The sequence below is a fragment of the Luteibacter sp. P4_E6 genome (genome assembly GCF_056401535.1).
Genome location: NZ_JBFUJE010000453.1, coordinates 1 through 3,213, shown reverse-complemented (window position 1 = coordinate 3,213; position 3,213 = coordinate 1). Strand labels below are relative to the sequence as shown.

Here is a 3,213-nt window from a genome sequence, read left to right as displayed (position 1 = left end):
AGGAAGCCCCATGGCCATCGTCCTCTATACCTACTGGCGCTCCAGCGCTGCCTACCGTGTCCGGATCGCCCTGAACCTTAAGGGCCTGCCGTACGAGGCCCGTCCGGTGCACTTGATCAACGAAGGCGGTGAACACCTCAAGCCCGCCTACCGCGAAATTTCCCCCCAGGCCCAGTTGCCGACCCTGCTCGATGGCGACCGCACGATCCGCCAGTCCATGGCCATCCTGGAATATCTGGACGAGACCCGCCCCGAGGTTCCGCTCATGCCGGGCGACGCGCTGGGCAGGGCGCGTGTCCGGGAGCTGATGCAGGCCGTGGGCACGGATATCCACCCGCTGGGGAACCTGCGCGTCCTCAGAGCCATTGAGGCGGAGTTCGGTGCGGACCAGCCGGTCAAGGAGGCGTGGTCGCGGCGCTGGATCAAGCAGGGCTTCGATGGCATCGAGGCGTTGCTGGCGCAGGGGCCGTCGGGACGCTTCAGTTTCGGGGACACGCCGACCCTGGCCGATTGCTGCCTGGTGCCGCAGTTCTACAACTCGGTGCGTTGGGGCGTGGACCTGGCGCCCTACCCGACGATCCGCCGGGTGGTCGAGGCATGCCAGGCGCTGGAAGCGTTCCAGCAGGCCGCGCCCGAGGCGCAGCCGGACGCCCAGTAAGGCGGGGCAGGTGATGTAGGAGCCGATTCATCGGCGATCCCGCGGCAGCGGGCCAGATGTGGCGGCAGTCATCGTTGCCGCGAGCACCCATCGCCGATGAATCGGCTCCTACACAGAAGAGCCCTTAAACCCCGATACCGTACGGATCGCTCGATGCAAACTCGTTGCTCGACGAACCCTCGGACAGGCGGATCTTCAGGGCCAGGCCATCGCGCGAGTCGGCCTTGTTCAGGGTTTCTTCGAGCGTGATGTGGCCGTCCTTGAACAGCCGGTAGAGCGACTGGTCGAAGGTCTGCATGCCTTCCTGCAGGCTGCGGTCCATGGCGTCCTTCACCTCGTGGATCTGGCCGCGGCGGATCATGTCGCGGATCAGCGGGGTGTTCAGCAGCACCTCGGTCGCCGGCATGCGGCGGCCGTCCTTGYCGATCACCAGACGCTGGCTGATCACCGCACGCAGGTTCAGGGCGAGGTTCATCAGCACGTTCTTGTGCGAGGCCTCCTGGAAGAAGTTCAGGATGCGCTCGAGCGTCTGGTCCGCATTGTTCGAATGCAGGGTGGCCAGGCACAGGTGACCGGTTTCCGAGAAGGCGATGGCGGCCTCCATGGTCTCCGTGTCGCGGATCTCGCCGATCATGATCACGTCCGGCGCCTCACGCATCGCGTTCTTCAACGCCTCGTGGTAGCTGTGCGTGTCCAGGCCCACTTCACGCTGGTTGATGATCGAGCGCTTGTGGCGGTGCAGGTACTCGATGGGATCCTCGATGGTGAGGATATGGCCCGAGCTGTTGTTGTTGCGGTGGTCCAGCATGGCGGCCAGCGTGGTCGACTTGCCCGACCCCGTGGCACCGACGCAGAGGATCAGCCCGCGCGGCTCCATGATCAGGTCACGGAAGATCGTGGGCAGGCGCAGTTCTTCAAGCGACGGAATCTCGCTCTTGATGGCACGGATGACCATGCCGATCTCGCCGCGCTGCTTGAAGACGTTGATGCGGAAGCGCCCCGCCTCTTTCACGGCCAGGGCCATGTTGAGCTCGAGATCGCGCTCGAACTGGGGCACCTGGCCCTCGTCCATGAGCGAATAGGCGATTTTCTTGACCATGCCGCTGGGCAGGCCTGTGTTTCCTAACGGGTAGAGCTTGCCTTCCACCTTGATGTTCACAGGGGCACCGGTCGTCAGGAACATGTCCGACGCGCCCTTGTCCACCATTAGCTTCAGGAAATAACCGATATCCACCTAAACCCCCGGGCGTTCGCATTACAATCGAGACGAGGTCTCCCTAGACCTTCATATATCGACAATATCTCGCAAACCTGTAAGAGGATAACGAGTGATGGTGCACATCTTGCCGTCGAAAGCCCTTTCCAAGGGCCGCCGGCTCCTCGCCCTGGCCTCCCTTGGCCTGGCGATTGCTACTCTCGCTGGCTGCGCCAGCGCTCCGCCGCCGGATGGTGCCATGAATCAGGCACTAGCTCAGCTACAGGCGGCGCGTGACGCAGGTGCAGCCGATTATGCGCCGGTCGACCTCGACTATGCGCAGGGTAAGTTCCGCCAGGCGCAAACAGCCATGGCGAGCCGCAAATACGACGAGGCGGCCGTGCTGGCCGACGAGTCGCGCGCGGATAGTGAACTGGCCCGGGCCAAGGCCCGGCTGGGTGCCGCCCGTGCCCAGAACCAGACCAAGAGCCAGGAAAATTCGCGGATGCGCGTCGAAATGATCGACAACCACGCGAACGACACGGTGCCGATCCCGACCAATGTGCAGGAAACCGAAAGCGTCCTGCCTGAGCCGACCGACAACACTCCGCCGCCCGTGGGTGGCCAGACCCAGCCGCTGAACGACCATCAGGGAGGCCAGTGATGAAGCGCTCGACTATCCTCCTCTCCGCCCTGGTCCTTGCCGTTTTCTCGGCAGGGTCGGCCATGGCCGCCACGGACGACCTGGACATCCGCCGGCTGAACTCCAGCCTGGACCAGCTCTCGGCCGACCCCGTTCTCGGCGGCTACGCCCAGGCGGAGCAGGCCCGGGCCCGCGAGGCGATCAACCAGATGGCGCAGTTCAAGCCCAAGGAAAAGGAGCACGCCCACTACCTGTACATCGCCGAGCGCCGCGTGGACATCGCCAAGGCGATGGCCCAGTTCCAGGATGCGCAGAGCAAATCGGCCCAGCTGGATCGCGAGCACGATTCCATCCTGCTCGAGGCCAGCCGCCTCGACGCCGAGATGGCCCGCCGCCAGCTCGAGCAGCAGCGCGCCCAGAACCAGATGATTCAGGAAGAGGCCGCCCGCCTGCAGCAGCAGGGCGTGGAGTACTCCCAGGCCCTGGATCAGGCCAAGGCCGAGGGCGACAAGGCCCGCCAGGTCGCCGCCGCCCAGGCCAAGGTCGCCAACGCCGCCAAGAAGCAGGCGGCCCTGGCCGAGGCCGCGGCACGCGCCATGCGTGATGCAAGCTCCTCCGACGGTGCGGCCGACCCCGCGCCGAGCCCGAAGAAGAAGAAAAGCAGCAACGGCAACTAAGGCCACAGCGCCCTGTAGGAGCCGATTCATCGGCGAAAGG

Annotated in this window: 4 protein-coding genes; 3 read left to right on the top strand and 1 reads right to left on the bottom strand. The window is 64.9% G+C overall.

Translation table 11 applies throughout. The features are described from left to right. Positions 1 to 10: 10 nt before the first annotated feature. Positions 11 to 658: a maleylacetoacetate isomerase gene (gene maiA / locus AC1DT2_RS19060; protein WP_477298037.1), complete on the top strand. Its 648-nt coding sequence runs from the start codon at positions 11 to 13 to the stop codon at positions 656 to 658. A gap of 124 nt (positions 659 to 782) precedes the next feature. Here the strand turns inward: maiA and AC1DT2_RS19055 are convergent, their stop codons facing one another. Continuing rightward, positions 783 to 1,892 (bottom strand): PilT/PilU family type 4a pilus ATPase, encoded by a 1,110-nt coding sequence (locus AC1DT2_RS19055; RefSeq protein ID WP_477298036.1) that lies wholly within the window; start codon positions 1,890 to 1,892, stop codon positions 783 to 785. Between the two features lie 97 nt (positions 1,893 to 1,989). Between AC1DT2_RS19055 and AC1DT2_RS19050 the strand changes: the two genes are divergently transcribed. Then, entirely contained in the window at positions 1,990 to 2,517 is a 528-nt protein-coding gene (locus AC1DT2_RS19050; protein ID WP_213949622.1) for a DUF4398 domain-containing protein, read from the top strand. Next, on the top strand, positions 2,517 to 3,173 hold the full coding sequence (locus tag AC1DT2_RS19045; RefSeq protein WP_063574352.1) for a DUF4398 domain-containing protein: 657 nt from the start codon (positions 2,517 to 2,519) through the stop codon (positions 3,171 to 3,173). Before AC1DT2_RS19050 ends, AC1DT2_RS19045 begins: the two co-directional genes overlap by 1 nt. Positions 3,174 to 3,213 lie beyond the last annotated feature (40 nt).